Origin of the sequence: Pseudomonas sp. MWU12-3088 (genome assembly GCF_023242405.1) — a bacterium.
GTDB lineage: Bacteria > Pseudomonadota > Gammaproteobacteria > Pseudomonadales > Pseudomonadaceae > Aquipseudomonas > Aquipseudomonas kribbensis.
This window is the reverse complement of the sequence record NZ_JALJEA010000008.1, coordinates 177,669-200,668: the sequence shown is the minus strand read 5'-3', so window position 1 is coordinate 200,668 and position 23,000 is coordinate 177,669. Positions and strand designations below refer to the sequence as shown.

Here is a 23,000-nt window from a genome sequence, read left to right as displayed (position 1 = left end):
GGAGCGAATACGTGATTACTACATCCACCGTCGTCAACTCAGTGGTAGAAAAACTCCGGGCCGCCCTCGCCCGTGGCCAGTGGCGCTCCGGCGAGATGCTGCCGGGCCAGCGCGAACTGGCGGAACAGCTGGGCATCAGCCGCCCGAGCCTGCGTGAAGCGGTGATCGTGCTGGAGACCCTCGGTCTGGTGCGTTCGATGCCGGGCAAAGGCGTGGTGGTGCTCGACGCTCAGGCCAGTGACAGCCAAAACCACGACAGCGCCGTGGCCGGCGCCAGCCTCGAAGACGTGCTGCAACTGCGCTACACCCTCGAGCCGTTCATCGTTGGCCTGGTGGCGCAGTCGATCAGCAGCAAGGAAGTCGGGCAGTTGCGCCTGACCCTGATGGACATGCGCGAAGCCCTCGAAGCGGGCGACAGCGAGGCCGGGGTCAGCGCCTATATCGCCTTCCACGAAGAACTGTTCACCCTGACCTCGAACCCGATTTTCCAGAGCGTGGTGCAGCAGACCAGCAACGCCCTCAAGCAGAGCGCCGAAGTGCTGCGCAATTCGCCGGAGCATCTGGCCGAACGCCTTGAGGAAAACGAAGCCGTGGTGCGCGCGATCCGCAGCAAGAACAGCGCCCAGGCCAGTGCCGAAATGCGTCGGCACATCCTGCGTGAAGGCCAGCGCATGGGCATTGAGCTGAATATTCCGGATGACAACCTGAACACCTGAAACACCTCACACTGGAGACCGGCCATGAACAGTCTTGCCACGCCGTCGCACCCTCGCCAGACCTCGGCGGCCCTGCCCTTCTCCCGCCTGCACGCGCCGGTGGAGGATCTGTATCCGCGACTGTTCGATGCGATCCTCGAACAGCGCCTCGATGCCGCCAGCCGTTTTACCGAAGAAAGTCTGAAGCAGATGTTCGGTGTCAGCCGCGCCGACGTGCGCCGGGTGCTGACCCAACTGTCCCACGAACAGATCATCGTGCTGCGGGCCAACCATCGGCCGCGGGTTGCCGCGCCGGATGCCGAGCAGACGCGTCAGGCCTTGCACGCCCGGCGCCTGGCCGAGAACACGCTGGTGCGACTGGCTTGTCAGCATGCGCAGGCTGAAGATCTGAAACGCCTGCGAACGCTGATCGAACGCGAGCGCCAGGCTGTGGATAAAAATCGACGGGGCGCAGCGATTCGCCTGTCCGGGGAGTTTCATTTGCAGCTGGCGAAAATGGCGCGGAATGCACCGTTGGCGCATTTTCTCGGCACGCTGGTGCCGCTGACCTCACTGGCGATTGCGCGATGCACTGAAACCACGCACAGCTGTTGCGGCTGGCAGGATCACGCCCGGATCGTCGAGGCGATCGAGCGTGGTGACGCCGCCGAGGCTGTGTCGCTGATGAACCGTCATCTGGATCATCTGGAACAGACGATTCTGAGCGGCTCCACGCACTGAGACAGCGGCGGACTCAGTTCGCCGCCACTTTGGCAAACCCCGCCCGGATCTTCTCTTCCGGCAAATCGTCGGCGATAAACACGATCACGCTTTCCCGCGCCTCGCCTTCGGCCCACTCGGTGTCCCAGTCGAAGCCGTAGAGTTTCAGCACGCCCTGAAACACCAGCCGCCGATCCTCGCCCGCAATGTTCAGCACGCCCTTGTAGCGCAGCAATTGCTTGCCGTGCTCTTCCAGCAATCCGTTCATGAACTCGCTGAGCTGCTCGATATCCAGCGGCTGATCGGTCCGCAGCACCAGACTGGAAATCCGGTCGATGGACGGCGCCTTGCTGACCGGCCGCAGACTCACCCCGCCGCCGAGATCGGCATTCAGGTTGAAGCCACGCACATCGAGCAATTCGGCCAGATCGATGTTGCCGTGTTCGACCACACGAATCGGCGCACGACGGTTGATGCGGGTCAGGCGCTCGCTGAGCGCGGTGAATGCGGCCTCGTCCACCAGATCGGTCTTGCTCACCAGCAAGCGGTCGGCAAAACCGATCTGCGCCTGGGCGATGGTCTGGGTCAGGTGCAGTTCGGCATGGGCCGCGTCAACCAAGGTGATGATGCCGTCGAGCAGGTAACGCTCGCGCAGTTCTTCGTCGATGAAAAAGGTCTGCGCCACCGGGGCCGGGTCGGCCAGGCCGGTGCACTCGATGACCAGCCGATCAAAGGCGATTTCGCCGCTGTCCAGACGTTCGAGCAACAGGTACAGGGCTTTGGTCAGGTCGGTGTGAATGGTGCAGCAGACGCAGCCGTTGGCCAGGGTCATGACCTGCACCGGCTCGTCACCCAGCAGTTGGGTGTCGATGCCGGCGTCGCTGAATTCGTTTTCGATCACGGCGATTTTCAGACCGTGCTCGGCTTTCAACAGATGACGCAGCAAGGTGGTCTTGCCGGCGCCGAGGAAACCACTGAGCACCGTGACCGGGATGGGAGAAGACAAACTGGATCTCCTTCAATTGCACAAATAAAAATGGGAGCAGGTCGAAAGACCTGCTCCCACCTCACTTCTGGTGAACCGCGATCAGCGGCTCAACAGCACTTCGGCCCACCCTTGCCACCGTAACGGGCTTCCTGACGTTCGCGAAAGAACATCTCGTAGCTCATCACCGGTTTGTCCGGGTGTTTGGTTTGCATATGCTCGACGTACGTGTCGTAGTCGGGCATGCCGACCATCAGGCGCGCGGCCTGACCGAGGTATTTACCGAGGCGACTCAGGTCATTGAACATGGTGCAATCCTCTGGTTACGCGTCCGGCAGGGCCTGGAATGGCGATTCTTTATCCGTACGCTCTTTTTTGCCCCAGGCGGCGATGCCGACCTTGAGCGCATAGAACAGGATGCTGAATACCACGAACAGGAACAGCGCGGTCAGCGTTGCGTTGGTGTAAGCGTTGAAGATCACGTGCTGCATCTGTTCGACGCTCTTGGCCGGTGCGATCACCTGGCCTGCGGCCAGTGCATCGCTGTATTTCTTGGCCAGCGACAGGAAGCCCACGGCCGGGTTGGCGTCGAACAGCTTGATGAAGCCTGCGGTCGTGGTGCAGATCAGCAGCCAGGCCGCTGGCAACAGGGTGACCCAGATGTAGCGCTGGCGCTTCATCTTGATCAGGACCACGGTGCCGAGCATCAGCGCGATACCGGCCAGCATCTGGTTGGAGATACCGAACAGCGGCCACAAGGTGTTGATGCCACCCAGCGGATCGATCACGCCCTGATACAGCAACCAGCCCCACATCGCCACACAACCGGCGGTGGCGATCAGGTTGGCGGTCCAGGATTCGGTACGTTGCAACGCCGGCACGAAGGAACCGAGCAGATCCTGCAGCATGAAGCGCCCGGCACGGGTGCCGGCGTCCACCGCGGTCAGGATGAACAGCGCTTCGAACAGGATCGCGAAGTGGTACCAGAACGCCATGGTATTTTCACCCGGCAGAACACTGTGCAGGATCTGCGCGATACCGACCGCCAGGGTCGGTGCACCACCGGCACGGGCCAGGATGGTGGTTTCGCCGATGTCATGGGCCACGGCTTGCAGGGCTTCCGGGGTAATTGCAAAGCCCCAGTTGCTGACCGCAGTTGCCACGGCCACTACGTCACCGCCGACCACGGCGGCCGGGCTGTTCATGGCGAAGTACACGCCCGGCTCGATCACCGAGGCAGCAACCATGGCCATGATGGCCACGAACGATTCCATCAGCATGCCGCCGTAACCGATGTAGCGGGCGTTGGTTTCGTTATCCAACAGTTTCGGCGTGGTGCCGGACGAGATCAGCGCGTGGAAGCCCGATACCGCACCGCAGGCGATGGTGATGAACAGGAACGGGAACAGACCGCCCTTCCATACCGGGCCGGTGCCGTCGACGAACTGGGTCAGCGCCGGCATTTTCAGCTCGGGCATGGTGACCAGGATGCCGATCGCCAGGGCGATGATGGTACCGATCTTGAGGAACGTGGACAGATAGTCACGCGGGGCAAGGATCAACCAGACCGGCAACACAGCGGCAACGAAGCCGTAACCGATCAGCATCCAGGTGATTTGCACGCCGGTGAAGCTGAAGGCCTTGGCCCAAACCGGGTCAGCGGCAATCTGGCCACCGAGCCAGATCGAACCGAGCAGCAGAATCACGCCGATCACCGAGATCTCGCCGATGCGGCCCGGGCGGATGTAGCGCATGTAAATGCCCATGAACATCGCGATCGGGATGGTCGCCATCACGGTGAAGATGCCCCACGGGCTCTCGGCCAGGGCCTTGACGACGATCAGCGCCAGCACCGCGAGGATGATGATCATGATCAGGAAGCAGCCGAACAGCGCGATGGTGCCGGGGATGCGGCCCATTTCTTCACGCACCATGTCGCCCAGGGAACGGCCGTTGCGACGGGTGGACATGAACAGGACCATGAAGTCCTGCACCGCACCCGCCAGCACCACGCCAGCGATCAGCCACAGCGTGCCGGGCAGGTAACCCATCTGCGCCGCCAGTACCGGGCCGACCAGTGGTCCCGCGCCGGCGATGGCCGCAAAGTGGTGTCCGAAGAGAATGTGTTTGTTGGTCGGAACGTAGTCCAGACCGTCATTGTTGAGCACGGCGGGGGTGGCCCGGCGTGGATCGAGTTGCATCACATTGTTTGCGATGAACAGGCTGTAGTAACGGTACGCAACCAGATAAATGGCCACGGCGGCGACCACGATCCACAAGGCGTTGATCGCCTCGCCTCGGCGCAATGCCACTACGCCCAGGGCGCACGCTCCTACGATTGCCAGCACTAGCCAGGGTAAGTGGCGCAGCGGGCTATTATTATTTTTCATTTTATTATTCCAGCCAGGGTGGACAAGAAAGACAGCCACCCCGAGTTTAGCGCTACTGGCGGCAAAGACCATACCCGACATTGGTCTGACGCCCTGCCCGACTGGCAGCGTTTGACATGGCGGGTCTATAGTCAGCGTACCGTCAAGAGGATCGCGCCATGAGCGAGCACCCGTCCGAGCGTCGCCGCTTCAAACGTATCGCGTTCGATGCCAGAACCGAATTGAGCCAGGGCGAGTACATCTGGCCGGTGAAGCTGATCGACCTGTCGCTCAAGGGGCTGCTGATCGAGCGGCCGGAGCCGTGGCTGGGGGATGAAACCCAGGACTTCAACGTCGACATTCACCTGAGCGACGACACCGACATCCAGATGGATGTGCAACTGGCGCACGACAATCACGGCCAACTGGGCTTCCAGTGCCGGCACATCAGCCTGGAATCGATCCAGCGCCTGCGCCGCCTGATCGAACTCAACCTCGGGGATGAGGCCGAGCTCGAACGGGAGCTTGGCGCGTTGATGGAACTCTGATTACTCGAAGAGTGAATCCAGCGCCTGCTCCAGACGCGTTACCGCAATGATCTGCAACCCTGCCGGCGCTTCCTTCGGCGCGTTGCCTTTGGGCACGATCGCGCGCTTGAAGCCGTGCTTGGCGGCTTCCTTCAAACGCTCCTGACCGCTCGGCACCGGGCGCACTTCCCCGGACAGGCCGACTTCGCCGAACACCAGCAGATCATGAGGCAACGGCCGGTTGCGCAGACTCGACATGACGGCAGCCATCAGCGCCAGGTCGGACGCGGTTTCCAGCACCTTCACCCCGCCGACCACGTTGAGGAACACGTCCTGATCGTGGGTCGGAATGCCGCCATGGCGATGCAACACCGCCAGCAACATCGCCAGACGGTTCTGATCCAGGCCCAGCGTAACCCGACGCGGGTTGGCCAGGTGACTGTCGTCCACCAGCGCCTGGACTTCCACCAGCATCGGCCGGGTGCCTTCCCACGTTGCCATCACCACGCTGCCCGGGACTTCTTCCTGAGCGCGGGTGAGAAAAATCGCCGAAGGGTTGGAGACTTCTTTCAGGCCCTTGTCGGTCATGCCGAACACGCCCAACTCGTTGACGGCGCCGAAACGGTTTTTCACCGCCCGCAGCAGACGCAAACGGCCATCGGACTCGCCTTCGAAATACAGCACGGTGTCGACCATGTGTTCCAGAACGCGCGGGCCGGCCAGTGCGCCTTCCTTGGTCACGTGGCCGACCAGGAAAATCGCCGTGCCGCTTTGCTTGGCGTAGCGCACCAGCAACGCAGCACTCTCGCGCACCTGGGACACGCCGCCCGGTGCCGATTGCAGTTGTTCGGTGAAGATCGTCTGGATCGAGTCGATCACCATCACCTTGGGTTTTTCCTGGCGGGCGGTGGCGATGATGGTTTCGATGCAGGTTTCGGTCATGACCCGCAGTTGATCCTGCGGCAGCCCAAGTCGACGTGCGCGCATGGCGACTTGCTGTTGGGATTCCTCGCCGGTGACGTACAGCGCCGGCATGCTCTTGGCGAGGTTGCACAGGGTCTGCAGCAGAATCGTCGATTTGCCGATGCCGGGATCGCCGCCGATCAGCACCACCGAGCCGTCCACCAGACCACCGCCAAGTACTCGGTCCAGTTCGCCGGAGGCTGTGGAAAAACGCGGAATTTCTTCAATGCTGACTTCGGCCAGGGTCTTGATCTGGGCCTGCTGCCCTGCCCAGCCGGTGCGTCCGCTCGGGGCGGCGGCACCGCCGCTCTCGACCATGGTTTCGGTCAGGGTGTTCCAGGCGCCGCATTCGCCGCACTGCCCGGCCCACTTGGGAAAGGTTGCGCCGCACTCGGTGCAACCGTACATGCGCTTGGCCTTGGCCATCTGAACCCCCGGCAAAAACCGCGATGATAACGCAGCCGTCACCGATCAGCGCGGCGCGCCGGTGCGGATTTCCCCGCTGGCCAGACGCGCGGCGCTGATGTCGATCAATCCCCGACAGGCGCCGGGGCTGAAAGCACGGGTGTCAGTCGACCAGTTTGGCCGCCAGCGCCTTGACCCTGTCCAGGTCGCCCTTGGCCACTTTGGTCACACCGGCGCCGTACTCCGGATCGGCCTTGTAGAGGAAGGACAGCATGATGTGCTTGCTCTCGTCATCGGTGCTTGCCAGCGACCCACCGAAGCTCTCGATCAGATCCTGGCGTTCCTTCTTGCTGAACGAGCGATACAGATCACCGGCCTGCTTGAAGTTCTGTTCGCGCTGGATCTTCGCCTGTTGCGTGCTGCCCTGCAGAGCGGTCTGGCTATATCGTGCGCTTTGCGTTTCTTCACGCGGTTGCAGGCGGCTTGGCTGGTAGTTGACACCCGAATGGCTTGCGCCGGTATTCATCGCGCCATCCTGATTGCCATTGTTGACCGCCACTTTCGCAGCATTGATCGGCAATTGCAGGGCATTGGCGCCAAGGCGATACATCTGGGTGTCGGCATAGGCAAATATCCGGCCTTGCAGCAGACGGTCTTCAGATGGCTCGATTCCCGGAACAACATTCGAGGGTGCCATGGCCACTTGTTCAGTTTCCTGGAAGACGTTCGAAGGATTACGGTTCAAGACCATTTGTCCAACTTTTCGCTCTGGAATACCGGGCCAGATCTTGGTTGCATCAAGAGGATCGAAATCAAACTTGGACAAGTCTTGCGGTTTCAGAACCTGAATGTACAAGTCCCACTTCGGAAAGTTACCTTTTTCGATATTCGCCACCAGATCATTTGTCATATGACTGTAGTCGCGCCCCTGAACTTTCACGACTTGTTCAGGATCGAGATTCTTGATCCCCTGCAAACTTTTCCAGTGGAACTTGACGTAATGCACTTCCCCCTTGTCGTTGATCAACTTGTAGGCATGCACACTGTTGCCGTCCATTTCACGATAACTGGCCGGTGTCCCTGAGTTGGAATACAACTCGGTCAATGTACGAGTGGCTTCAGGTACATGGGAGAAGAAGTCGAAGCGGCGGGAATCATCATCCAGATTGGTACGCGGGTCTGGTTTGAAGGCATGCACCATGTCCGGGAACTTGATGGCGTCGCGGATGAAGAATGTCGGGAAGTTGTTACCGACCAGATCCCAGTTACCGTCAGCGGTGTAGAACTTGGTCGCGAAGCCCCGTGGGTCACGCAACGTTTCCGGAGAGTGGTTGCCGTGCACCACGGCCGAGAAACGCACGAACACCGGTGTGACCTGGCCGGCGGTAAACACCTTGGCCTTGCTCAGGTCGCTCAAGTCGTTGGTCGCCGTGAACGTGCCATGAGCACCGGTGCCCCGGGCATGCACCACACGCTCGGGAATACGCTCGCGGTCGAAGCGCTGCAACTTCTGGATCAGTTGCACATCCTGCAACAGCACCGGGCCGTTGGCACCGGCGGTTTGCGAGTTCTGGTTATCGCCCACCGCTGCACCGTTATCCCGGGTCAGGGGCGCGGCGTTTACGGAAAAGGTCAGCAGGCTGGCGGCCAATACGCCGACGGTACGGCGGAGGGAAAATCCCCCTGAGGCAAGCATGGAATTCATTTCAGGTTCCTCTGTTGTTTGAGGCGCATCCAGGTGCGCCAACCAGAGGCTAGAGAGTCATGACGGCGAACATAAATAGAAAATCCACACGCCTGCGATTGAGAAAAATAGCTTCTCGATCAGAGCCTTACGGAGTAATTCGCGCGCGATTAGTGGCACTTTGCAAACTAATCGCGAATTGATGTGTCGATAAAAGCGAGCATTGTAAGAAGGTGTTTCGCGCAGGACGCGTTTTGCTGATTTACACTGCGTACACCAAACTCATCTGTAACAAGGAAATAACTATGGGCGTGCTCAGCGAGTTCAAGGCCTTCGCGGTCAAAGGCAATGTGGTCGACATGGCCGTCGGTATCATCATCGGTGCGGCCTTCGGCAAAATCGTTTCGTCGTTTGTCGGTGATGTGATCATGCCGCCAATCGGCCTGCTGATCGGCGGGGTGGACTTCAGTGACCTGGCAATAACCCTGAAAGCCGCCGAGGGCAGCGCCCCTGCGGTTGTCATGGCTTACGGCAAGTTCATCCAGAGCATTCTGGACTTCATCATCGTTGCCTTCGCGATTTTCATGGGTGTCAAAGCCATCAACCGCCTGAAGCGCGAAGAAGCCGTCGCTCCGACCTTGCCGCCGGTGCCAACCAAGGAAGAAGAACTGCTGGGTGAGATCCGCGATCTGCTCAAGGCCCAGAACAACCGGCCTTGAAGACTGAAACGGCGCCTGAGGGCGCCGTTTCCTTACCAGTAGTTTTCCACCGCCACCTGCCCTGGCCGCCGCGTCAGGCTGAGGCTCATGCCCCGCTCTTTGAGCAGCGCCCGGGTGTCATCGATCATCTGTGGATTGCCGCAGAGCATGACCCGCGAATGGGCTGGATCCAGCGCCACACCTGCCGCCTGCTCCAGCTCGCCGCTTTCGATGAGGGTAGTAATGCGCCCGTTCAGGGCACCGGCATGCGGCTCGCGCGTCACCACGGGGATGAACTGAAACTTGTGAGCGTACTCGGCCAGGTAGTCACGCTGCATGAGTTCGGCGATCAGCTGTTGATAGGCCAGTTCCCGCGCCTCCCGCACGCTGTAGACAAGAATGATCCGCTCGAATTTTTCCCACACTTCAAAGTCCTGCAGGATCGACAGAAACGGCGCCACCCCGGTGCCTGTGGATAACAGCCAGAGATCCCGGCCATCAACGAAACGATCCAGCGTCAGATAGCCGAAAGCCTGGCGGTCCACAAGTAATGTATCGCCCGCCTTGAGCCGGCTCAGCTCACTGGTGAACTCCCCGCCGGGCACCACGATGGAAAAGAACTCGAGGAACTCATCGAACGGCGAAGACACCATGGAATAGGCCCGCCATACCGTAGTGCCGTCATCCTTGGTCACTCCCAACCTGGCAAACTGTCCGGCGCGAAAACGGAAACCTGCGTCTCGGGTCGTACGCAATGTGAACAGGCTCGGTGTCAGCGGCTGTACATCAAGCAAGGTCTGGCGACTGAATTTTTCTGCGCTGGCGGTCATCGATAACTCCCTCGGCTATAGCCATAGTGTCACGCACAGGCGCTCAATAAAAAACCTACGGTTTGTAGTGGATTAAATCATATTTCATGTCCTGATGAGAAAGTTGTGCAAATAGGTACTAGCTAATTGACACTTCCCCCAATATCAAATGACGGAGTCAATCTAATAGACATATGCGGCTAATCACAAACGACTAATTTCCTCCTATCTAAGAGCAAAAAATTCCAAACACTTGTGTAGGAAACATCCTACACTCCTTTCCGTGCACGACTCCTGGATCCAAGATCGCACCCCTGCGAAAAAGTCTCGGAGAAACTTCGAATGGAAATTTGGAAGGAGTCGCAGATAAAGCAGCTGACTTTCGCCACGAGAGTCGACACTGCTTACCCGATTCTGCTGACATTTGCCAATAACATAGGCTTCCAGTTTTGTGGAGTTTCAGTCAGCTCGCCTGATCGAAACACACTGCCAAAGCCCTTGCGTATCAATAACTACCCGCTCGCCTGGAATAAACAATATGAAGAGGAAAATCACTGGGAGTTTGATCCGGTAGTAGCACACTGCAATCGTTCAATGCTGCCCATTACATGGAACAAAGAACTATTCTCAAAAACACCAAAGTTGTGGGAGTCGTTAAAAGAACAGGGACTGGAACACGGTTGGTCGCAATCCTTTCATCACGAAGAAAGCGGTCTGTGCAGCATTCTCAGCCTGGCCCGGCCTCACTGTCCGATCACGTCGATCGAGCTGTACGAACATTTTGGCTATATGTTCTATGTCACAAGCCATCTGAGCGAATTGTTCGCCCGTACGCTGCCTTCACGACCGGAGAAGGCCCGGCCGCCTCGGCTGTCTACGCGGGAGGTGGAAGTGCTCAAGCTCTGCGCTTCCGGCAAGACCGCCTATGAAACCGCGAGGATCCTGAGCCTGAGTGAGCGCACCGTGAACTATCACGTGCAAAATGTGATCGTGAAAATGAACGTCTGTAACAAGATCTCTGCAGTCATCGCCGCCGCGAAGGCAGGCATCATCTAGTCGACAGCCCCGAAAACAAGCAAGTAAAGCAGCCGAAAAAAAAGTACCATTTGCGACCTTCCTGAGTGATGACGCGTATCTTCGCGCCGCTGTCCACTCGGACGGTTCCGCCGCACGATACCCTGGGCCGCGGGACACCCGTCGATTACCCAGAGTCCCCGCCCCATGCCTTTGCTCGATACGCCCTTCGCCCAGCTTGATCTGATCCGCCAGCCCGAACAGCAGAACGAACCGCTGCAAGCCTTCGATGCGGCCGACGAATACCTGCTCAATCATCTGGCTGAACAGAATCTGCCGGTCGAGACACGGGCTCTGGTGCTCAACGACAGCTTCGGCGCGCTGGCCATCAGCCTCTTGGGCAAAGTGCAGGTCAGCACCAGCGGCGACTCTTTCCTGGCGTTTCAGGGGCTGGAAAAAAACCTGTTGCGCAATGGACAGGCTTTCGATGCCCTGCATGGCATTCCCGCCAGTGAGCCATTGATCGGGCCATTCGACCGCGTGCTGATCCGTGTACCGAAAACCCTCGCGCTGCTGGAAGAACAACTGATTCGCCTGCAAGGTCAGTTGGCGCCCGGCGCGCAAGTGGTAGCCGCAGCAATGGTCAAGCACTTGCCCCGTGCTGCCGGTGATCTGCTTGAGCGCTACATCGGTCCGGTTCAGGCTTCGCTGGCGGTGAAGAAGGCACGCTTGCTGATCGCCACGCCCGAGGTAAAGGCTCCGGCCGCCTCGCCTTATCCGACCCGTTATCGCCTCGACGAGCCGGCCATTGAACTGCTCAATCACGCCAACGTGTTTTGTCGCGAAGGTCTGGATATCGGGACTCGCGCCTTTCTCCCGCACTTGCCGAAAAACCTCGGCTCAGCGCGGGTCGCGGATCTAGGCTGCGGCAACGGTGTACTGGCAATCGCCAGCGCCCTGCAAAACCCCGATGCGCATTACACGTTGGTGGACGAATCGTTCATGGCCGTGCAATCCGCCGCCGAAAATTGGCGTGCGGCGTTGGGAGAACGGGATGTGATCGTGCGCGCCGGCGACGGTCTGGCGGGGCAGGAAGCGCAATCGCTCGACGTGGTGCTGTGCAACCCACCGTTCCACCAGCAACAGGTGGTCGGCGACTTCCTCGCCTGGCGCATGTTCCAGCAGGCCCGCGAAGCGCTGGTCGTTGGCGGTGCGCTGTACATCGTCGGCAACCGTCACCTGGGTTATCACAGCAAACTGGCGCGGCTGTTCCGCGGAGTCGAGCAGGTCGCGGCCACGCCGAAGTTCGTGATTCTCAAGGCGCGCAAATAATCGGGGCAAAAAAAACCCTCCAGCCGGAGGGTCAAAAATCCGTGCCGCAAGGCGACGGGATGGGAAATTTCAGTGCGTGGTCAGGCCTGCGGCGTTCATGAACATGCGCATCAGGCTGGCGACGATGAATAGTGCACCGACGCTGCCGACCCAGATCATGGCCAACCAGCCGAGCCGCTGCCACAGCGGCTTTTTTTCGGCTTCTTCAATGTCGTGCAGGGAATGTTTGCCGCTCATGCTTGCATCCTCCGGTTCAGGGAGATGGCGCCGCAGCTGGCGCCATCGTGGTCACGACTAGTGATAACCGTCCTCGTGGGTGACCTTGCCGCGGAACACGTAGTAGCTCCAGAAGGTGTAACCCAGGATGAACGGGATGATGAACAGCGTACCGACCAGCATGAAGCCCTGACTCTGCGGCGGTGCGGCGGCATCCCAGATCGAGATCGACGGCGGCACGATGTTCGGCCACAGGCTGATGCCCAGACCGCTGTAGCCGAGGAAGATCAGCACCAGCGTCAGCAGGAACGGCATGTAGTTGGCATTGCGTGCCACGGCGCGAATCAGTCCGTACATCGTCACCAGCACCAGGATCGGCACCGGCATGAACCAGAACAGGTTCGGCATGCTGAACCAGCGCGTCGCGATTTCCGGGTGGGCCAGCGGCGTCCACAGGCTGACGATGCCGATCACTGCCAGCAGCACGAAGGCCAGCGGACGCGCCAGGTCATGCATCTGCTCCTGCAGCTTGCCTTCGGTCTTCATGATCAGCCAGGTGCAGCCGAGCAAGGCATACGCCACCACCAGCGCGGCGCCGCAGAACAGCGTGAACGGCGTCAGCCAGTCCAGTGAGCCGCCGGCGTATTGCCGGTTGACCACGGGCAAGCCGTCGATGAACGCGCCAAGCGCCACGCCCTGGAAGAACGTCGCCGCCACCGAACCACCGATGAAGGCCTTGTCCCACAGGTGACGCTTGGCGTCCTTGGCCTTGAAGCGGAACTCGAACGCCACGCCACGGAAAATCAGCCCGATCAGCATGAAGATCAGCGGCAAGTACAGCGCCGACAACACCACCGAATAGGCCAGCGGGAACGCACCGAACAACGCCGCACCGCCCAGTACCAGCCAGGTTTCATTGCCGTCCCATACCGGGGCGACGGTGTTCATCATCACGTCGCGGTCGGTCTTGCCGGGGATGAACGGGAAGAGAATCCCGATCCCCAGGTCGAAGCCGTCCATGACCACGTACATCATGATCCCGAAGATGATGATCACGGCCCAGATCAGCGGAAGATCAATACCCATGATTCAAATCTCCTTGGTCAGGCTGCGGTCGTGTTCGGCGCCATCGTCGTCGGCAGCGGACAACGGACGGGCCGGCGTGCGTTTCTGGCCAGGACCACCGTCGTTGGTTTCCTTGCCTTCGTCGGTCTTCGGCCCTTTGCGCACCAGGCGCATCATGTAGCCCAGACCCGCACCGAACAGCGCGAAATACACCACCACGAACATGATCAGCGTGATGCTCATCTGCATGAAGCTGTGATTGGAGGACGCATCCGCCGTGCGCATCAAGCCGTAGACCACCCACGGCTGACGACCGATTTCAGTGGTGAACCAGCCCGCCAGGATCGCGATCAGACCGGACGGCCCCATCCACAACGCCAGGTACAGGAACGGCCGCGACGTGTAGAGCGTGTCGCGCTTGCGCAGCCACAGGCTCCAGAGGCCGGTGAAGATCATCAGGAAACCGAGGCCGACCATGATCCGGAACGACCAGAATACGATGGTCGAATTCGGCCGGTCTTCCGGTGGAAACTCCTTGAGCGCCGGGACTTGCTTGTCCAGCGAGTGGGTCAGGATCAGGCTGCCGAGGTACGGGATCTCGACCGCGTACTTGGTTTTCTCTTCTTTCATGTCCGGCCAGCCGAACAGGATCAGCGGCGTCGCTTCGTTGCCGACGTTTTCCCAGTGACCTTCGATCGCGGCGATTTTCGCCGGTTGATGCTTGAGGGTGTTGAGGCCGTGGAAGTCGCCGATGACCGCCTGGATCGGCGCAACGATCAACGCCATCCACATCGCCATCGACAGCATGGTACGGATCGCCGGGTTGTCCTTGCCGCGCAACAGATGCCAGGCCGCCGACGAGCCGACGAAGAACGCCGTCGCGACGAACGCGGCAGTCGCCATGTGCATCAGGCGATAGGGGAACGAAGGGTTGAACACGATTGCCAGCCAGTCGGTCGGGATCACCTGACCGTTGACGATCTCGAAGCCCTGCGGCGTTTGCATCCAGCTGTTGGAGGCAAGAATCCAGAACGTCGAAATCAGCGTGCCGATGGCAACCATCACGGTGGCGAAGAAGTGCAGTTTGCGTCCGACCTTGTTCCAGCCGAACAGCATCACGCCAAGGAAACCGGCTTCGAGGAAGAACGCCGTGAGTACCTCGTAGGTCAGCAACGGTCCGGTGACGGAACCGGCGAAGTCCGAGAAGCGGCTCCAGTTGGTGCCGAACTGGTAGGCCATGACCAGCCCCGAGACCACGCCCATGCCGAAGTTGACGGCAAAGATCTTCGACCAGAAATGGTAGAGATCGCGATAGGTGTCATTGCCGGTTTTCAGCCACAGGCCTTCCAGCACCGCGAGATAGCTCGCAAGACCGATGGTGATTGCCGGGAACAGGATGTGGAACGAGATGGTGAACGCGAACTGGATTCGGGCGAGATCTAGTGCCTCTAAACCGAACATAAGCTTTCCTCTATCAGATAACGGTTCCAAGGCTGGCGGCCTTGAACCACTGCCCCCACGGGTATGGAGTGCGGCGAACTCGGATTCGTTCTTCTTTTTACAGGCATCGCGACGCAGGGAGTCTGCCGACGGGTCCGGGATCGGTTCCGCGAAGGGTCTTGATCTGGATCAATCAACGTAGAAAGAGTAGTCCCATTTCCGACGGGGAACCGCGTGGTCTTTTGCCGCGTGACAAGTTGCCTCACAGATCTGGCAACGCCCTGAAATACATCCCTGGCCGGGTTCGGTGTCCGGGGGCGGAAAAATCGATGTCTGGCTAACTAAATTTTTTGTCATGGCAACTTCCTGTTACAGACTGGTGATAATCTCGCGGTTCCCCTCGATCAAGACCGGCCCGCAGATGCCCAGCCAAGAGCCCTTGCTGTTACGCCACCACCGTCCCTTTCTTGCGTTCTGGTTTGCCCGGATCTTCACCGCCAGCGGTTTCCAGATGCTCACCGTGGCCATCGGCTGGAACCTCTATCAACTGACCGGCAACGTGCTCGACCTTGGCCTGGTCGGTTTGGTGGAATTCGCCCCACGGGTGCTGTTCATGTTGCACACCGGCCACGTTGCCGATCGTTACGACCGGCGCAAGGTCGCGGCCATCTGTCAGTCGTTACAGGCGTTGATCGCCCTGGCACTGGCCATCGGCAGCGCTACTGACCATGTCAACCGGGAAATGATCTTTATCCTGGCGTTCCTGCTCGGCTCCGCGCGTTCCTTCGAAATGCCGACCACCCAGGCGCTGCTACCGAGCATCGTACCCAGTGCGCTGTTCCCTCGGGCGGTCGCTGCGGCGCAGTCGGCGCAGCAATCGGCAACCATCGTCGCCCCGGCCCTTGGCGGTCTGCTTTATGCCTTCGGCAGCGTCTGGGTGTATGGCCCGACCGTCGTTCTGTACGTGATTGCCTGCACGTTGATGCTCAACCTGCCCGCGCGACAGACCCCGTTGAACAAGGGCAAGGCGACGCTGGATTCGTTGTTGGCGGGGATTCGTTTCATTCGCAGTCGCCCGGACATTCTCGGGGCGATCTCGCTGGATCTGTTCGCCGTACTGCTTGGCGGCGCCACGGCGTTGTTGCCGGTGTTCGCCAAGGACATCCTGCTGACCGGGCCGTGGGGGCTGGGTTTGCTGCGTTCGGCGCCGGCGGTGGGGGCGTTGATGATGTCGCTGTTCCTGGCGCGGTTTGCCGTCGAGCGAAACGTCGGCCGGGTGATGTTCACCGCTGTCGGCGTATTCGGTGTGGCCACCATCGCCTTCGGTCTGTCGACCTCGTTCTGGTTCTCGCTGGCGGTGCTGGTGGTGCTCGGCGCGGCGGACATGATCAGCATGGTGATCCGCGCCTCGTTCGTGCAACTGGAAACCCCGGACGAAATGCGCGGCCGGGTCAGCGCGGTGAACGGCCTGTTCATCGGCGCCTCGAACCAGTTGGGCGAATTCGAATCCGGCCTCACCGCCCACTGGTTCGGCACCGTGCCGGCGGTGGTGATGGGCGGCATCGGGACGCTGGTGGTGACCGGGACCTGGATCAAACTGTTCCCGACCCTGGCCAACCGCGACCGGATGCATGTGCCGGTGGAAGAGGTGAAGGCTTAGCTGCACCGCTGCCACCTGCGGAATAAACCCGCCAAGCACAATCAGCTCGAAAAGATGCGGTACATAGTTACCGCATTGAGTGTAATGTATCGCCTTACACTCGCCCCATGATCAAATCCTTTCAGCACAAAGGCCTTCGCGGCTTCTATGAAACCGGTTCGACTCGCGGGATTCGTGCCGATCACGCTAAACGACTGTCGCGCATGCTGCAGTTCATGGATCGGGCCGCCGTTCCGGGGGATCTGGATCTTCCCGGTTGGCGTCTGCATCCACTGAAAGGGGAGCTTTGCGAATACTGGTCACTCAGTGTGTCCGGGAACTGGCGGGTTATCTTTCGATTTGCAGGGTCGGATATCGAACTGGTTGATTATCTGGATTACCACTGACAGGAGGCAGGCTCATGCCCATGCACAACCCGCCACACCCCGGTGAAACGCTGCTGATGGATGTATTGCCGGAACTTGGCATCAGCGTTACCGAATTGGCTCGGCATCTTGGATTCGCCCGCCCTCACCTTTCTCGTGTATTGCACGGGCATGCGCCGATCAGCCCGGATCTGGCCGTACGACTGGAACGCGCGGGGATTGGCAAGGCTCGCATGTGGCTAGGCGTTCAAACCGATTACGACCTTTGGCAAGCCGAGCACCGTGAGCAGCCAGCCATTCAGCGAATCGCCGCTCACGCCTGACCCTCTCAGGCCAGCAACTCTCCCGCTACCTTCGATCTGGCGGCCTTGCCCGCCAGTTGCTCGACCAGCGTCAGGGCAAATGCCAGCGCGGCGCCGGAACCCTGGGCGGTAATGCAATTGCCGTCGACCACCACCGGTTGATCGACGAACGTGCAACCGGACAATTGATGGCTGGTTGTGGGCAGGCAGGTCATGCGGCGTTGGCGTAATACACCGAAGCTTTGCAGGGCGACCGCCGGGGATTCGGCAATGGCGGCGAACAGGCGTCCGGCGCTGGCCTGGTCCTTGAGCAGTTGTTGCAAAGGCTGGTGCGCGGCAAGGTGCTGCGCGCCGACAGCGCCGCCGGGCAAAACGATCAGGTCAAAGGTCTGGGCCAGCACATCAATGAGCATGCCGTCGGCGGTCAGTCGTGTGCCTCGGGCGCAGGTCAGCATGCGCCGTCCCTCGATGCTGGCCGCCATCACTTCGATACCGGCCCGGCGCAGCACGTCGATCAGGGTCACGCTTTGCAGATCATCGATGCCCTCGGCGAGGGTAATCAGGGCTCTAAAGGTCATGGGCGCCATCCGCTGGGTGATCTTTAAAGCGTAGTCAGCTTTGCCCTGCCCTGTTCGCGGCAGCCGTTACTTGATGTAAAGCTGGGTCGACATCGTGTTGCGTGGAGCGTTGATCGAGGTGTTGCTGAACGTGAAAGTGCCCTCCTGCCGACCGGCCAGATCGAAGGTATAGAGAGAACCGACGGTTTTGCTGCCGGGCGTGCACTCGGTCAGATTGCCGTTATCAAAGGCACACACCGGGCTTCGCGTGCCGTTCACTTCAAAACCGTCCAGCGCTGCCTGCGGCTGGCTTTGGCCGTAGCCGATTTCCAGCACATAGACCTTGATGCCCGGACCGCTGTGATCGCAACGGGTCTGTGCTTGACCATCGGTAATGTCTTCGAGCCCGCAGGACGGCGACTGCACCTTGATGACTTTCACTTCGCTGAGTGGAGCCGCCGACGCCGCGAGCGCTGCGGGAGCCCCGCCCAGCAACAGTGCGATCAATCCGCCAGCCTTCATCCAATGCTTGTTCATGCGATCCATTCCCCCAAAAATCAGCGCGCAGTATGGCCGGTTTGGCCGAGACACAAAACTTCGCCGACGATCGATACCAACATCCGCCATATTCCTCACGCTGCTGGTATGATGCGCGGCTTTTTCCGGCCCACCACAATTTTCCAGGCGCTTGCGACGGTCTGTGCTTTGCTGTTGAGGTCGATACATTCACGGCGCCACGCGCGCCACGGGGAGCAGACATGCTGGAAAGGCTGTTTCAACTCAAGGCACACAACACCAACGTGCGGACCGAGATTCTGGCGGGCGTCACGACCTTCCTGGCCATGGCCTACATTCTGTTCGTCAACCCGAGCATCCTCGGCGAGACCGGCATGGACAAGGGCGCGGTGTTCGTCGCCACGTGTCTGGCAGCCGCCATCGGCTCCACGGTCATGGGCCTGATCGCCAACTACCCGATCGCCCTCGCACCAGGCATGGGTCTGAACGCCTTCTTCACCTACACCGTCGTGCTGCACATGGGCCACACCTGGCAAGTGGCGCTGGGCGCGGTGTTCATCTCGGCCGTGTGCTTCTTCCTGCTGTCGATCTTCCGCATCCGTGAATGGATCATCAACAGTATCCCGCTGCCGCTGCGTTCGGCGATTGCCGCCGGTATCGGCCTGTTCCTGGCGCTGATCGCCCTGCACAACGCCGGTATCGTGGTCAGCAACCCGGCGACCATGGTCGGCCTCGGTGACCTGAAACAACCGGCACCGATCCTCGCCACCCTCGGTTTCGCCCTGATCGTTGCCCTGGAAGCCCTGAAAGTGCGCGGCGCGGTGCTGATCGGCATTCTCGCGGTGACCATCGTCTCGATCGTGATGGGCTTCACCCCGTTCGGCGGCGTGACCTCGATGCCACCTTCGCTGGCCCCGACCTTCCTGCAACTGGACATCAAGGGCGCACTGGACATCGGTCTGGTCAGCGTGATCTTCGCCTTCCTGTTCGTCGACCTGTTCGACAACTCCGGCACCCTGATCGGCGTCGCCAAGCGCGCCGGCCTGATGGGCAAGGACGGCCACATGCCGAAAATGGGCCGTGCGCTGATCGCCGACAGCACCGCGGCGATGGCTGGCTCGCTGCTGGGCACCTCGACCACCACCAGCTACATCGAATCTGCTGCAGGCGTGAGCGCCGGCGGCCGCACCGGCCTGACCGCCATCGTCGTCGCGATCCTGTTCCTGCTGGCGCTGTTCTTCTCGCCACTGGCTGCCAGCGTGCCGGCCTTCGCCACCGCACCGGCGCTGCTGTTCGTCGCCGTGCTGATGACTTCGGGCCTGGCGGAAATAGACTGGGAAGACATCACCGTCGCCGCGCCGGTCGTGGTCACCGCCCTGGCGATGCCTTTCACCTATTCCATCGCCAACGGCATCGCCTTCGGCTTCATCGCCTGGACTGCAATCAAACTGCTGTCCGGCCGCGCCCGTGAGCTGAACCCGGCGCTGGTGATCCTGTCGATTCTGTTCGTGATCAAGCTGGGTTGGTTCAACGCATGACTTTTGATTCCCAGGCCTACGCCGCACAACTCGAAGACAAGGTCACGCGCCTGCGTGACCTGCTGGCCCCGTTCGATGCACCGGAGCCAACGGTGTTCGACTCGCCGCTGCAGAACTTCCGCCTGCGCGCCGAATTCCGCCTGTGGCGCGAGGGTGGTGAGCGGCATTACGCGATGTTCTCGCAGGATGACAAACGCACGCCGATCCTGATCGAGGAGTTCCCCATCGCCAGCCTGCGCATCAACCAGTTGATGCCGCAATTGAAGGCGGCCTGGCAGGCCAGCGCAGCACTGAGCCACAAGCTGTTCCAGGTGGAGTTTCTGACCACCCTGGCCGGCGATGCGATGATCACCCTGTGCTATCACCGCCCGTTGGACGAGCACTGGCACTCGGCGGCCACCAAACTGTCTGCGGATCTGGGCGTCAGCATCATCGGTCGCTCCAAGGGCAAGCGCGAAGTGCTGGGCCTCGATTACGTGGTCGAGAAACTGGAAGTCGGCGGTCGCACCTTCAGCTATCGCCAACCGGAAGGCGCGTTCACCCAGCCCAACGGCAACGTGAACCAGAAGATGCTCAACTGGGCATATGAAGCACTGGGCGATCGCAGCGACGATCTGCTGGAGCTGTACTGCGGCAACGGCAACTTCACCCTGCCGCTGGCGACTCGTGTGCGCAAAGTGTTAGCCACCGAAATCAGCAAGACCTCGGTCAACGCCGCACTGAGCAACCTGGCCGAAAACGCTGTGGATAACGTCACCCTGGTGCGCCTGTCCGCCGAAGAGCTGACCGAAGCCCTGAACGAAGTTCGCCCGTTCCGTCGCCTGCACGGCATCGACCTGAAAAGCTACGAGTTCGGCAGCGTGTTCGTCGACCCGCCACGTGCCGGCATGGACCCGGACACCTGCGAACTGACCCGTCGCTTCGACAACATCCTGTACATCTCCTGCAACCCGGAGACCCTGGCGGCCAACATCGCCCAACTGCACGACACGCACCGTATCACCCGCTGCGCGTTGTTCGACCAGTTCCCGTGGACTCACCACATGGAATCCGGCGTGCTGTTGACCCGGCGTTGATCGCAGGTGCCAAAAACAAGAAAGCCGTCCTGACCGACGGCTTTTTTGTGCCTGTTCATGGCACGGGATCGACTTTGCGCGGGCGTCCGCCCTTCCTGCCGTTGGCCCGTGCCGCCTCAGCTTTCGCGGTGCTGCTCTGGCGGCCGTTGCGGGAAGCGATCACCGAGGCCGCCATCGCCATCAATGGCTGACTGGCCGAGATCATGCCGGCGATGGAAACCTGCAGGTCCTTGCCGTCGTGGCACAGCGCGGTGCCGGCAAAGCCGATGTTCAATCCGGTGAAGTCTTCCGGTTCGAAATCATCGAATTCCCGGTAAAGATTCACCGGCAGCAGCACGCCGCTGTCGTCCTCGAAGTGAATCACCAGGCACGGTTTCTGAAAGGACACCGACACGGCTTGCAGGCTGCTGCGACGACGCACGCCGCCACGATCAACGGCCTCGTCCAGACGCTTTTGCGTGACGGGGCGATCCGCGTGTAGCGTGGCTTTGACTGTTTTCATAATTCTATTTCCACTCCTTCGTGGGCGCCGACCAGGGCCAACAGGGTTTTGTTGACCTCCGGCTCGTAATACGCCGATCCAATCCTGAAGCTTGTGCTGGCGACCTCCCGCAGAACCGCCACCTGGTTCGACTGCCCGTCCCACCACTGATTGTCGAGACAGGCGGTGCGCAACCGGGTCCACCAGATCCAGCGGGCCCGCCGCAGATGAACGGTTTCACGCAGCGACTGGCGCAGCCCTTCAAGCAGGCTGACCGGCGGTCGATGCGACAACGGCACCACATCCCACAGTTCAACGCCGTTATGCCAGAAACTGAATTTGAAGCGGGCGCTCCAGGCGCCTGCATCCACATGTGCGTGGGGCGGACAGTGTTCATCACGCAACATGATCACCACAGACAGCCCTTTGTAACTGCATACCTTCATGCTAACCCATCCGTTAGGTTTAAGAGTTTCAACATTTGCCATTCCCTGGCAAATCAGACCATCGGCGCCAACGCCCACTGTGGCCGCTACCTTTCGAGCCTAGTGCGGCAGCCGCAAAAGCCCCGCGCAAAATGGTAAGCAGTTCTTTCGCAGCGTCCGCGCATTTGCTACATACGAAGACTCATTCCCCGGTGTAATCAATCATGCAGCGACACTTCGACGACCTTCAGCTGGGCAGCATCGAGTTGTTTTGTCTGGCGGCCGAGTGCGGCAGTTTCACCTGTGCGGCGCAGGCGGCTTCGGTGACGCCGGCGGCGGTGAGTCGCTCGGTTTCACGCATGGAGGAACGCCTGGGTGTGCGGTTGTTCGCGCGCACTACCCGCAGTGTGAAATTGACCGACAGCGGCCGGCGCTATTACGAAGAATGCCGTCAGGCACTGGCGCAACTGGTGGAGGCGCAACGGGAAGTCATGGGCCAGCAGCAGGAACCGTCCGGCACCTTGCGCATCAGTATTCCTACAACCTACGCCCATCATCGGATCCTGCCGCTGCTGCCGGCCTTTCGCGCGCGCTTTCCGCAAGTGAAGGTCGAGATGCACATCAGCAATCGCAATATCGACTTCGTCGGCGAGGGTTACGACATGGCGATTCGCGTGCGGGCAATTCCCGATTCAGGCCTGATTGCCCGACACCTGGAAGATGCAGCGCTGGTGATGGTCGCCAGCCCCGATTACCTCAAACGCGCCGGCACGCCACAGACTCTCGAAGACCTCGAACAGCACGAGTGCATCCAGTACGAATTGCCCAGCAGCGGGCGGCGGATCACCTGGCTGTTTTACGACGAAGACGCGCCACGGGAAATCCTCGCCGAGGGCAATTTCTGCTGTTCCGATGACGTGCTCGGTGGCGTGACCCTGGCCAGACACGGCGCCGGGTTGTTCCAGACTTACCGCTTCATCGTCGAAAAAGAACTGGTCGACGGCTCGCTGGTGGAAGTACTCAAACCCTACAGCGGACGCTCGCGACCGTTCACCTTGCTATACCCGCAGAATCGCCATATGCCGCTGCGCGTCAGGGCCTTCATCGATTTTCTGGTCGAGCAATTGCCGCATTAATGTCCGATTACCGAACACAAAA

Annotated in this window: 25 protein-coding genes; 12 read left to right on the top strand and 13 right to left on the bottom strand. The window is 60.4% G+C overall.

The features are described from left to right. Nucleotides 1-11: 11 nt before the first annotated feature. Nucleotides 12-716, top strand: a complete 705-nt coding sequence (locus M5B98_RS19735; RefSeq protein ID WP_114885649.1) for a FadR/GntR family transcriptional regulator — start codon at nucleotides 12-14, stop codon at nucleotides 714-716. Between the two features lie 24 nt (nucleotides 717-740). Next, nucleotides 741-1,436 (top strand): GntR family transcriptional regulator, encoded by a 696-nt coding sequence (locus M5B98_RS19730; RefSeq protein ID WP_248743710.1) that lies wholly within the window; start codon nucleotides 741-743, stop codon nucleotides 1,434-1,436. 13 nt (nucleotides 1,437-1,449) lie between these two features. Here M5B98_RS19730 and yjiA read toward each other — a convergent pair whose 3' ends face one another. The 3 genes from yjiA to M5B98_RS19715 all read right to left on the bottom strand — a co-directional run bounded on the left by yjiA (nucleotide 1,450) and on the right by M5B98_RS19715 (nucleotide 4,790). Further along, the gene (gene yjiA, locus M5B98_RS19725; protein WP_248743709.1) at nucleotides 1,450-2,421 is read right to left on the bottom strand and encodes a GTPase; all 972 of its coding nucleotides are present in this window, start codon (nucleotides 2,419-2,421) and stop codon (nucleotides 1,450-1,452) included. A gap of 89 nt (nucleotides 2,422-2,510) precedes the next feature. Beyond that, complete coding sequence (locus M5B98_RS19720; RefSeq protein WP_003228401.1) at nucleotides 2,511-2,708, bottom strand: YbdD/YjiX family protein; 198 nt, start codon at nucleotides 2,706-2,708, stop codon at nucleotides 2,511-2,513. 15 nt (nucleotides 2,709-2,723) lie between these two features. Next, nucleotides 2,724-4,790, bottom strand: a complete 2,067-nt coding sequence (locus tag M5B98_RS19715) for a carbon starvation CstA family protein (RefSeq protein ID WP_248743708.1) — start codon at nucleotides 4,788-4,790, stop codon at nucleotides 2,724-2,726. Nucleotides 4,791-4,948: 158 nt separating this feature from the next. Here M5B98_RS19715 and M5B98_RS19710 point away from each other — a divergent pair, with 158 nt between their 5' ends. Continuing rightward, nucleotides 4,949-5,317 carry a PilZ domain-containing protein gene (locus M5B98_RS19710; RefSeq protein WP_248743707.1) on the top strand — a complete coding sequence of 123 codons (369 nt, stop codon included), beginning with the start codon at nucleotides 4,949-4,951 and terminating at the stop codon, nucleotides 5,315-5,317. Here M5B98_RS19710 and radA read toward each other — a convergent pair whose 3' ends face one another. Continuing rightward, nucleotides 5,318-6,685, bottom strand: coding sequence for a DNA repair protein RadA (gene radA / locus M5B98_RS19705; protein WP_114885656.1), 1,368 nt, complete (start codon nucleotides 6,683-6,685; stop codon nucleotides 5,318-5,320). A 142-nt stretch (nucleotides 6,686-6,827) separates the two neighbouring features. Continuing rightward, a complete protein-coding gene (gene katB, locus M5B98_RS19700) occupies nucleotides 6,828-8,369 on the bottom strand; it encodes a catalase KatB (protein ID WP_248743706.1) in 1,542 nt (513 codons plus the stop codon). Between the two features lie 284 nt (nucleotides 8,370-8,653). On the opposite strand from katB, the gene mscL reads away from it, so the two are divergent. Then, on the top strand, nucleotides 8,654-9,067 hold the full coding sequence (mscL, locus tag M5B98_RS19695) for a large-conductance mechanosensitive channel protein MscL (protein ID WP_085712217.1): 414 nt from the start codon (nucleotides 8,654-8,656) through the stop codon (nucleotides 9,065-9,067). A 32-nt stretch (nucleotides 9,068-9,099) separates the two neighbouring features. Here mscL and M5B98_RS19690 read toward each other — a convergent pair whose 3' ends face one another. Further along, nucleotides 9,100-9,876 (bottom strand): ferredoxin--NADP reductase, encoded by a 777-nt coding sequence (locus M5B98_RS19690; protein ID WP_248743705.1) that lies wholly within the window; start codon nucleotides 9,874-9,876, stop codon nucleotides 9,100-9,102. Between the two features lie 321 nt (nucleotides 9,877-10,197). Between M5B98_RS19690 and M5B98_RS19685 the strand changes: the two genes are divergently transcribed. Together M5B98_RS19685 and M5B98_RS19680 are read left to right on the top strand one after the other, a co-directional pair. Then, a complete protein-coding gene (locus M5B98_RS19685) occupies nucleotides 10,198-10,911 on the top strand; it encodes an autoinducer binding domain-containing protein (RefSeq protein WP_248743704.1) in 714 nt (237 codons plus the stop codon). 165 nt (nucleotides 10,912-11,076) lie between these two features. Further along, nucleotides 11,077-12,201, top strand: coding sequence for a methyltransferase (locus M5B98_RS19680; protein WP_248743703.1), 1,125 nt, complete (start codon nucleotides 11,077-11,079; stop codon nucleotides 12,199-12,201). 69 nt (nucleotides 12,202-12,270) lie between these two features. On the opposite strand, the gene M5B98_RS19675 is transcribed toward M5B98_RS19680, so the two are convergent. From M5B98_RS19675 to M5B98_RS19665, 3 genes are read right to left on the bottom strand one after another with little or no spacing between them, the layout of a single operon-like run. Continuing rightward, on the bottom strand, nucleotides 12,271-12,438 hold the full coding sequence (locus M5B98_RS19675; RefSeq protein ID WP_134828172.1) for a DUF2474 domain-containing protein: 168 nt from the start codon (nucleotides 12,436-12,438) through the stop codon (nucleotides 12,271-12,273). A 57-nt stretch (nucleotides 12,439-12,495) separates the two neighbouring features. After that, nucleotides 12,496-13,503 carry a cytochrome d ubiquinol oxidase subunit II gene (gene cydB, locus M5B98_RS19670; protein ID WP_085712221.1) on the bottom strand — a complete coding sequence of 336 codons (1,008 nt, stop codon included), beginning with the start codon at nucleotides 13,501-13,503 and terminating at the stop codon, nucleotides 12,496-12,498. Nucleotides 13,504-13,506: 3 nt separating this feature from the next. Continuing rightward, nucleotides 13,507-14,943 carry a cytochrome ubiquinol oxidase subunit I gene (locus M5B98_RS19665; RefSeq protein WP_085712222.1) on the bottom strand — a complete coding sequence of 479 codons (1,437 nt, stop codon included), beginning with the start codon at nucleotides 14,941-14,943 and terminating at the stop codon, nucleotides 13,507-13,509. Nucleotides 14,944-15,343: 400 nt separating this feature from the next. Here M5B98_RS19665 and M5B98_RS19660 point away from each other — a divergent pair, with 400 nt between their 5' ends. From M5B98_RS19660 to M5B98_RS19650, 3 genes are all read left to right on the top strand, one after another. Next, nucleotides 15,344-16,582, top strand: a complete 1,239-nt coding sequence (locus M5B98_RS19660; RefSeq protein ID WP_248743702.1) for an MFS transporter — start codon at nucleotides 15,344-15,346, stop codon at nucleotides 16,580-16,582. Nucleotides 16,583-16,689: 107 nt separating this feature from the next. After that, nucleotides 16,690-16,968 (top strand): type II toxin-antitoxin system RelE/ParE family toxin, encoded by a 279-nt coding sequence (locus tag M5B98_RS19655; protein WP_085697557.1) that lies wholly within the window; start codon nucleotides 16,690-16,692, stop codon nucleotides 16,966-16,968. A gap of 14 nt (nucleotides 16,969-16,982) precedes the next feature. Then, nucleotides 16,983-17,270: a HigA family addiction module antitoxin gene (locus M5B98_RS19650; protein ID WP_102621118.1), complete on the top strand. Its 288-nt coding sequence runs from the start codon at nucleotides 16,983-16,985 to the stop codon at nucleotides 17,268-17,270. A 5-nt stretch (nucleotides 17,271-17,275) separates the two neighbouring features. On the opposite strand, the gene M5B98_RS19645 is transcribed toward M5B98_RS19650, so the two are convergent. Together M5B98_RS19645 and M5B98_RS19640 are read right to left on the bottom strand one after the other, a co-directional pair. Continuing rightward, a complete protein-coding gene (locus M5B98_RS19645; protein ID WP_248743701.1) occupies nucleotides 17,276-17,827 on the bottom strand; it encodes a DJ-1 family glyoxalase III in 552 nt (183 codons plus the stop codon). 66 nt (nucleotides 17,828-17,893) lie between these two features. Continuing rightward, nucleotides 17,894-18,343 carry a DUF4879 domain-containing protein gene (locus M5B98_RS19640; RefSeq protein WP_248743700.1) on the bottom strand — a complete coding sequence of 150 codons (450 nt, stop codon included), beginning with the start codon at nucleotides 18,341-18,343 and terminating at the stop codon, nucleotides 17,894-17,896. A 221-nt stretch (nucleotides 18,344-18,564) separates the two neighbouring features. On the opposite strand from M5B98_RS19640, the gene M5B98_RS19635 reads away from it, so the two are divergent. Beyond that, nucleotides 18,565-19,860, top strand: coding sequence for an NCS2 family permease (locus tag M5B98_RS19635; RefSeq protein WP_064599583.1), 1,296 nt, complete (start codon nucleotides 18,565-18,567; stop codon nucleotides 19,858-19,860). Then, nucleotides 19,857-20,936 carry a tRNA (uridine(54)-C5)-methyltransferase TrmA gene (gene trmA, locus M5B98_RS19630; protein ID WP_248743699.1) on the top strand — a complete coding sequence of 360 codons (1,080 nt, stop codon included), beginning with the start codon at nucleotides 19,857-19,859 and terminating at the stop codon, nucleotides 20,934-20,936. Before M5B98_RS19635 ends, trmA begins: the two co-directional genes overlap by 4 nt. 55 nt (nucleotides 20,937-20,991) lie before the next feature. Here trmA and M5B98_RS19625 read toward each other — a convergent pair whose 3' ends face one another. Together M5B98_RS19625 and M5B98_RS19620 are read right to left on the bottom strand one after the other, a co-directional pair. Then, the gene (locus tag M5B98_RS19625; protein ID WP_248743698.1) at nucleotides 20,992-21,438 is read right to left on the bottom strand and encodes a hypothetical protein; all 447 of its coding nucleotides are present in this window, start codon (nucleotides 21,436-21,438) and stop codon (nucleotides 20,992-20,994) included. Continuing rightward, on the bottom strand, nucleotides 21,435-21,863 hold the full coding sequence (locus M5B98_RS19620) for a DUF4160 domain-containing protein (protein ID WP_248743697.1): 429 nt from the start codon (nucleotides 21,861-21,863) through the stop codon (nucleotides 21,435-21,437). The genes M5B98_RS19625 and M5B98_RS19620 overlap by 4 nt, the downstream gene beginning before the upstream one ends. 203 nt (nucleotides 21,864-22,066) lie before the next feature. On the opposite strand from M5B98_RS19620, the gene M5B98_RS19615 reads away from it, so the two are divergent. Beyond that, a complete protein-coding gene (locus M5B98_RS19615; RefSeq protein ID WP_248743696.1) occupies nucleotides 22,067-22,978 on the top strand; it encodes a LysR family transcriptional regulator in 912 nt (303 codons plus the stop codon). The last annotated feature ends 22 nt before the right edge of the window (nucleotides 22,979-23,000 follow it).

Coding starts and splice junctions, on each gene's coding strand:
- M5B98_RS19730 (WP_248743710.1), top strand. CDS start 741: ATGAACAGTCTTGCCACGCCGTCGCACCCTCGCCAGACCTCGGCGGCC.
- M5B98_RS19720 (WP_003228401.1), bottom strand. CDS start 2,708: ATGTTCAATGACCTGAGTCGCCTCGGTAAATACCTCGGTCAGGCCGCG.
- M5B98_RS19715 (WP_248743708.1), bottom strand. CDS start 4,790: ATGAAAAATAATAATAGCCCGCTGCGCCACTTACCCTGGCTAGTGCTG.
- M5B98_RS19710 (WP_248743707.1), top strand. CDS start 4,949: ATGAGCGAGCACCCGTCCGAGCGTCGCCGCTTCAAACGTATCGCGTTC.
- radA (WP_114885656.1), bottom strand. CDS start 6,685: ATGGCCAAGGCCAAGCGCATGTACGGTTGCACCGAGTGCGGCGCAACC.
- katB (WP_248743706.1), bottom strand. CDS start 8,369: ATGAATTCCATGCTTGCCTCAGGGGGATTTTCCCTCCGCCGTACCGTC.
- mscL (WP_085712217.1), top strand. CDS start 8,654: ATGGGCGTGCTCAGCGAGTTCAAGGCCTTCGCGGTCAAAGGCAATGTG.
- M5B98_RS19690 (WP_248743705.1), bottom strand. CDS start 9,876: ATGACCGCCAGCGCAGAAAAATTCAGTCGCCAGACCTTGCTTGATGTA.
- M5B98_RS19685 (WP_248743704.1), top strand. CDS start 10,198: ATGGAAATTTGGAAGGAGTCGCAGATAAAGCAGCTGACTTTCGCCACG.
- M5B98_RS19680 (WP_248743703.1), top strand. CDS start 11,077: ATGCCTTTGCTCGATACGCCCTTCGCCCAGCTTGATCTGATCCGCCAG.
- M5B98_RS19675 (WP_134828172.1), bottom strand. CDS start 12,438: ATGAGCGGCAAACATTCCCTGCACGACATTGAAGAAGCCGAAAAAAAG.
- cydB (WP_085712221.1), bottom strand. CDS start 13,503: ATGGGTATTGATCTTCCGCTGATCTGGGCCGTGATCATCATCTTCGGG.
- M5B98_RS19665 (WP_085712222.1), bottom strand. CDS start 14,943: ATGTTCGGTTTAGAGGCACTAGATCTCGCCCGAATCCAGTTCGCGTTC.
- M5B98_RS19660 (WP_248743702.1), top strand. CDS start 15,344: ATGCCCAGCCAAGAGCCCTTGCTGTTACGCCACCACCGTCCCTTTCTT.
- M5B98_RS19655 (WP_085697557.1), top strand. CDS start 16,690: ATGATCAAATCCTTTCAGCACAAAGGCCTTCGCGGCTTCTATGAAACC.
- M5B98_RS19650 (WP_102621118.1), top strand. CDS start 16,983: ATGCCCATGCACAACCCGCCACACCCCGGTGAAACGCTGCTGATGGAT.
- M5B98_RS19645 (WP_248743701.1), bottom strand. CDS start 17,827: ATGACCTTTAGAGCCCTGATTACCCTCGCCGAGGGCATCGATGATCTG.
- M5B98_RS19640 (WP_248743700.1), bottom strand. CDS start 18,343: ATGAACAAGCATTGGATGAAGGCTGGCGGATTGATCGCACTGTTGCTG.
- M5B98_RS19635 (WP_064599583.1), top strand. CDS start 18,565: ATGCTGGAAAGGCTGTTTCAACTCAAGGCACACAACACCAACGTGCGG.
- trmA (WP_248743699.1), top strand. CDS start 19,857: ATGACTTTTGATTCCCAGGCCTACGCCGCACAACTCGAAGACAAGGTC.
- M5B98_RS19625 (WP_248743698.1), bottom strand. CDS start 21,438: ATGAAAACAGTCAAAGCCACGCTACACGCGGATCGCCCCGTCACGCAA.
- M5B98_RS19620 (WP_248743697.1), bottom strand. CDS start 21,863: ATGAAGGTATGCAGTTACAAAGGGCTGTCTGTGGTGATCATGTTGCGT.
- M5B98_RS19615 (WP_248743696.1), top strand. CDS start 22,067: ATGCAGCGACACTTCGACGACCTTCAGCTGGGCAGCATCGAGTTGTTT.